Genomic DNA, 6020 nt, shown 5'->3' on the forward strand with positions numbered 1-6020 from the left:
CACAGACGCAGAAGCGGCCTGATCACCCCAACCCCCGACTGTCAACAAGACTCGGGGCAGACCCAGGTATTCGAAGAGGAGGAAGTAGGGCATTGCCAGTGTTCCGACTGCTCCGTACCGGGGATTGCCGAGCATCTTGCGGTGTTTGTGGAGGATCTTCTTCTGCCTGCAACTCATCACCGGGCTGATCCGCCGCGACCCGACCGCGCTGTCCAGAGCCGCGCTCGGCGCGGCGAAATCGGTGCTGGGCGCGTTCGTGGTCGTCACGCTGACCGCGCTCGCACTGGAAATCGTGGACCAGCTCAGCATCGGCATCATCCAGACGTCCGGCGAGACCACCGAGACGATGGGCGACAAGATCATCCTGCTCGCCGCCGGGCTCAGCGGCATCAACATCGCCGCGCCCGGCGTCGGCGCGATCGTCACGATCTTCCTGGCCGGGCTGATGATCGCCGCCGTCGCGATCGTCTGGTTCAGCCTGCTGATCCGCAAGGCGCTGCTGCTGGTCGGCGTGGTGCTGGCACCGATCGCGTTCGCCGGCGCGTCCTGGGACGCCACCAAAGGATGGATCGGGAAATGGGCGGCGTTCGTGATCGCCCTCATCATCAGCAAGCTCGTGCTCGTCGTCATCTTCTTGCTGGCGATCACGCAGATCGCCACCCCGATCGAGCTGGACATCGCCGCCGTCACCGAACCGATCACCGGCATCGTGCTCATGGGCATCGCGGCCTTCGCGCCCTACATGGTCTACCGCTTCGTGTCGTTCGTGGGCTTCGACCTGTACCAGCAGATGGGCACCGAGCAGGAGGCCAAGAACGCGCTCAACCGTCCCGTCCCGATCCCCTCCAAGCCCCAAGGCGGCGGCGAGCCCAAGAAGGTTCTCGAAGACCCCAATGACGGCGCGTCGGACGCAGGATCAGGTGGCACGCCTCCGCCGTCGCCCGCCCCGGCGCAGGCACCTGCCGCGGCCGGCGGTGAAACCGTGGGCGCCGAAGCCGGCGCCTCCGCCGCGGGCGCGGGACCGGCGGCAGCCGTCGTGGTCGGAGCGAAGGTCGCCAAGGATGCCGCCGAGGCCGGGCCGAAGGCCGGGCACGCGGTGGCCGGTCAGGCCGAGACCGCCGCCGACGCCGCAGGCGGGCAGAACGGCGGCACCCCGCCGCCGTCGCAGACGCCCCCGCCGTCCACGCCGCAGCCGAGGACGCCCACGGAGCCGTCCAACCCCACGGCATCGCCGTGGGGCAAGGAGTGACCACCCATGCCCACCACGGACCAGAAGACACCCGGTAGCGAGCTGACGCCGATGAAGTTCAGCCGACTCACCCGCCGAGGGGTGCTGCTCGGCCTCTCGGTCGCGCAGCTCATCACCCTCGGCATCGGCGGCCTGGCGCTGCTGGCCGCGTTCTACGGCGGCGCCGGGATGCTGCTGGTCTACACCGCCCCGGTCTGGCTGCTCGCGGTCGTGCTGACCTGGGTGCCCATCGCTGGGAGGCCGATGGTCGAATGGCTCCCTGTCGCGCTCTGGTGGCTGTGGCGCTCCACCGGCGGGCAACTGCTCTACCGGCGGCGGATCGTCAAGCCCCGCCCTGCCGGAAGTCTCGCGCTGCCCGGTGACATGGCCCGGCTTCGGGAGCACCTGGACCCCGAGACCGGGGCGTGCATGATCCACGACCCCCGCCAGGCAACCTTGACGGTCGTGACGGAAGTGACCCATCCGGCATTCATCCTGCTCGACCCCGGCGAGCAAGAGCGCCGCGTCACCTCCTGGGGGCGAGTGCTCGCCACGGTCTGCCGGTCCGGGCGGATCGCGACCCTGCAAGTGCTCGAACGAACCCTGCCCGACTCCGGTAGCGGGCTGGCCGAGTGGTGGGCCGAGCACGGCACCGACGACGGCTCCTGGGCCGCGACCACCTACCGCGAACTGATCGAGCGGGCCGGCCCCGCCGGGGAACGGCACGCCACCACGGTCAGCCTCTCCCTGGACATGAAGGTCGCCTCCCGGCAGATCAGGACCGCCGGCGGCGGCATCCGCGGCGCCGCCGCGGTGCTCCGGCAGGAGATGGCGACGCTGGTCGCCGCGCTGCGTTCGGCGGACTTGACCCCTTCGGGGTGGCTCGGCCCCGGTCAGGTCGCGGTCATCCTCCGCTCGGCGTATGACCCGGCCGTGGCCGCCACCTTGGAGCGCCACGGGCGGCTCGGGCAGGAGCTCGCCGCCGCCGGCCCGGTCACGGTCACCGAGACCTGGGGCAACCTGCGCACCGACTCCGCCTGGCACACCGTGCTGTGGGTCTCGGAGTGGCCCCGCAGCCTCGTCTATCCGGGGTTCCTCGCGCCGGTGCTGCTCTCCACCGGCATCCAACGGGCTGTGTCGCTGATCTACACCCCGATGCGCTCGGACCAGGCGGCCCGCGACATCCGCAAGAAGAAGGTCGAACACATCTCCGATGCGGCCCAGCGCGCCCGAATCGGGCAGATCGAGGACGCCGCGCAGACCGCCGAATACCAAGACGTTCTCCAGCAGGAAGCCGACCTGACCGCCGGCCACGGGATTCTACGGGTCTCCGGGCTCATCTCCGTCTCCGCCCCCAGCGTCGACGAGCTGGAAGCCGCAGTCGCCGCGATCGAACAAGCCTCGATCCAAGCCTCCTGCGAGACCCGAAGGCTCGTCGGCCAGCAAGCCGTCGCGTTCACGGCGGCCGCGCTGCCGCTGTGCCGCACGGTGTGACCGGCGCGCTCACCTGGCAGGCATCCCACCCTCGTTGAAGGAGGCCCGTGATGCCGACATACACGAACCCGACCAGCGATGCCAGCGATGCCTACGAGGCGTTGCGCGGTCTGGCTCACGCCAGCCGTAGCTTCGAGGACCCGTCCGAGACCTACGTGGTGATCGGTGAGCTGTTGGGCGGGCTGCGATCGCTGCGGCAGGTGCTCGACCAGCTCGCCGCCCATCTGAGCCGGCAGCATCACGTCACCGACGAGTCCCGCGAGTACAGCGGCGGTGCGGCCGAGGCGCTGGCCGCAGCGGATGAGCTGCACCAGGCCGGCACGCTCATCGACCAGGCCGACGACCGCCTGAGCGCGGCCATGACCCACTCGGGCCGGATCGTGTGGAACCCGCAGGACCGGATGGTGGAGCGGTGGGTTGGCGTCGTGTTCCTCCAAGGCGAGGAAACCGACCGGGTGATCGACCTCATCGACGCCCACGGGGTCGAGGCGGGGATCGAGCATCTGTCGGCGTGGGACTACGGCGAGGAGACCACGAACGCCGCCTTGGAGAACGGCGACGTTCACGACACCGCCCCGGTCTATCCCGGTGACCGGCAGGCCGAGACCGGCGACTACGCGATGACCTACAACGCGATGGCCGGGCACGTCGCCCTGTACCGGCGGCACCTGATCCGTGCCGAGGACGCCATCGACAAAGAAGCAGGGGCGCACGTCCCGGCCCGCCGCCCGACGACAGGCCGTGAGCGAGAGACGGCCGGGCGGCGTAGCGCCGTCCGTGACGGGGGCTGGTTCGAGCATCCCGGCGTCGCCGCCGTCAAGCAGGCCCGCGGGCTGTCGCTCTGACATAGCCACCACGGAGACGTGCCGGCGCGCACCTGCCCGCCATGAACAGCGCAGACCCCACCGCTTCGATGTCCCGGCACGTCGGGACGCTCACCTTGACCGTCTGGCCGGACTCGCCGCTGGGCGAGCACCAGCGATATGCCTACCGCATCGAGGACACCGCGACCGGGCAGACGCTCGTCGGCCGGGACCTGTTCACCGGCGCCGGAGCGCCGGTCGCCCCGGACCGCGCGATGCGCGACCTCGCCGCCTTCCTGGCAGCGGCCGGCGACGCCCGCCAGTACGCCATCGACAACCCCGGCAGCAGGCCCGAGCATGAGTGCCTGTTTCCCGGATGGGTCGCGGAGGCCGCTCGCCAGAACGCGGACGCGCTCGCACCGCTCGGCATCGAGGGCCCGCCGCAGCCCAAGCCGGACATGCCACAGCAGCCTCGCCCGGCGCCGGACTCGTCATGGTTCGACCGTCCCGCCGGCGGTTGGGTCTCCGGGACGCGGGGGCGGTCGTTGTGAGCCGGGGCGAGAAGCTGCACACCGCTGTCCTCGTCACTCCCGCCTCGGAGCGGCGCCGGCTGCGCAAGCAGCGGCGGCAAGCCGCCGCCCGCCTCGTCGCCGAGCAGCGTCACGTCGAGAAGGAAGCGGCCCAGGCCAAGGCCGCCGCCGAACGGGCTGAACGCCGTGCCACGGTCTACCTGCCCGCCGCCGGCGAGCCCGGCCCGGCCGCGCTGAGGACACCGGGCCGCTTCCGGGTGGCCCGGCATCAGGACACCAGCGCCGTGCTCGCCGGGCAGTACCCGTTCCTGGCCGAAGCCGGGCTCGGAGCCGCGGGAATCTTCATCGGCCAAGACCTCTACAGCGGCTCCTCGTTCGTGTACGACCCGTGGGAGTTGTACCGCAGGGGCATCATCACCGCGCCGAACCTGATCTTGGCGGGGATCGTCGGCTCCGGGAAATCGTCGCTCGCCAAGAGCCTCTACACCCGCAGTCTGCCCTTCGGGTACCGCGTCTATGTCCCCGGCGACCCCAAAGGCGAGCACTCCGGCGTCGCCGAAGCAGTCGGCGGGAAAGCGATCATCCTCGGGCACGGGATGGGCAACAGGCTCAACCCCTTGGATGAGGGCTACCGGCCCGGCGGCCTGTCCGACCAGGAGTGGGCCACCACCCTCGCCGCGCGACGCCGCGATCTGCTCGGAGCCTTGACGGAGACGGTGCTGGATCGGCGGTTGGCGCCGTTGGAGCACACCGCGATCGACACCGCCCTGGCCGGCGCGGTCCGCGACGCGGACGTGCCGATCCTGCCGATGGTGGTCGACCGGCTGCTGCGCCCCGACCCTGCCGACGACCCGGACGGCCGGCTCACCGAGGACGGCCGCCAGGTCGGCCACGCGCTGCGCCGCCTGGTGGCCGGGGACCTGGCCGGCCTGTTCGACGGGCCGAGCACCGTCAGGTTCGACCCGTCGCTGCCGATGGTCAGCCTCGATCTTTCGCGCGTCACCGAGAACAGCACGTTGATTTCGGTGCTGATGACCTGCTCGTCGGCATGGATGGAAGCCGCCCTGCTCGACCCCAACCGGGGCCGCAGATGGGTCGTCTACGACGAGGCATGGAGGCTCATGTCCCACCCGGCGCTCCTGCGCAGGATGGACGCCCACTGGCGTCTCGCCCGGCACTACGGGCTGGCCAATCTCTTGGTGTTCCACAAGCTCACCGACTTGGAGAACGTCGGCGATGCCGGATCGGCGAACCGGGCGCTGGCGAACAGCCTGCTGACAAACGCGGAGACGAAGATCGTCTACCGGCAGGAGACCGATCAGCTCGGCCCCACCGCCGTCGCGCTCGGGCTGACCGGCACCGAACGCCGCCTGCTGCCCGGACTCGGCACCGGGCAAGGGCTCTGGCGGATCAAGGACCGGGCCTTCGTCGTGCAGCACCAACTCCACCCCGCCGAGCTCGCCGCGTTCGACACCACCGCCCGCATGACCGGCAAAGGCTAGAGCCGTCGCCCGCGATCGATTCCCATTCTACGCCTGTCCGCATAGCGTCCCGCTTACGCTGGAAGCATGGCTGTGGACCCCGCACTTTCCGAGCTCGCTCGCCCGATTGAGGACGGACAGCCGTGGCCGCGGCCTGCGTGCCCCAAGTGCCAGACCGGATACATCGGATTCTCAGCGCCTACCGAGGATGAAGGACACGATTCAGCTTCCGCGCGCAACCACCCTGCGTTCGAGCCGGAGTGGATTTCCGGCACGTTTGTCGTCCGCGGTCAGTGCGAGAATCCCGAGTGTCGACAGGCTGTGCACGGCACGGCGACTATCGCGTGGACTACTCCCACAGGTCGAACCGCGATGATTTCGAGTACCAAGGCATCGCCTATTCCTCGTACTACACTGTGATGTCGACGACGGTCGAAAATGAGGCCAATGCGACGGGCGAAAATGGGGCCACCTCGTTGTCGTT

Annotated in this window: 5 protein-coding genes; all 5 read left to right on the forward strand. The window is 70.0% G+C overall.

The window, feature by feature from the left end; translation table 11 throughout:
* Window positions 1-145: 145 nt before the first annotated feature.
* From AS96_RS14420 to AS96_RS14440, 5 genes are read left to right on the forward strand one after another with little or no spacing between them, the layout of a single operon-like run.
* Window positions 146-1249, forward strand: a complete 1104-nt coding sequence (locus tag AS96_RS14420; protein ID WP_231477296.1) for a type IV secretion system protein — start codon at window positions 146-148, stop codon at window positions 1247-1249.
* Window positions 1250-1255: 6 nt separating this feature from the next.
* Entirely contained in the window at window positions 1256-2722 is a 1467-nt protein-coding gene (locus AS96_RS14425; RefSeq protein WP_036291280.1) for an SCO6880 family protein, read from the forward strand.
* A gap of 50 nt (window positions 2723-2772) precedes the next feature.
* Window positions 2773-3567, forward strand: coding sequence for a hypothetical protein (locus AS96_RS14430; RefSeq protein WP_036291283.1), 795 nt, complete (start codon window positions 2773-2775; stop codon window positions 3565-3567).
* 41 nt (window positions 3568-3608) lie between these two features.
* Window positions 3609-4076, forward strand: a complete 468-nt coding sequence (locus tag AS96_RS14815; protein ID WP_026529672.1) for a hypothetical protein — start codon at window positions 3609-3611, stop codon at window positions 4074-4076.
* The gene (locus AS96_RS14440; protein WP_036291286.1) at window positions 4073-5557 is read left to right on the forward strand and encodes an ATP-binding protein; all 1485 of its coding nucleotides are present in this window, start codon (window positions 4073-4075) and stop codon (window positions 5555-5557) included. The genes AS96_RS14815 and AS96_RS14440 overlap by 4 nt, the downstream gene beginning before the upstream one ends.
* The last annotated feature ends 463 nt before the right edge of the window (window positions 5558-6020 follow it).

Source organism: Microbacterium sp. MRS-1, from assembly GCF_000585455.1.
GTDB lineage: Bacteria > Actinomycetota > Actinomycetes > Actinomycetales > Microbacteriaceae > Microbacterium > Microbacterium laevaniformans.

Excerpts from the sequence above, each read along its gene's own strand:
- AS96_RS14425 (WP_036291280.1), top strand. The coding sequence starts at position 1,256 with ATGCCCACCACGGACCAGAAGACACCCGGTAGCGAGCTGACGCCGATG.
- AS96_RS14430 (WP_036291283.1), top strand. The coding sequence starts at position 2,773 with ATGCCGACATACACGAACCCGACCAGCGATGCCAGCGATGCCTACGAG.
- AS96_RS14815 (WP_026529672.1), top strand. The coding sequence starts at position 3,609 with ATGAACAGCGCAGACCCCACCGCTTCGATGTCCCGGCACGTCGGGACG.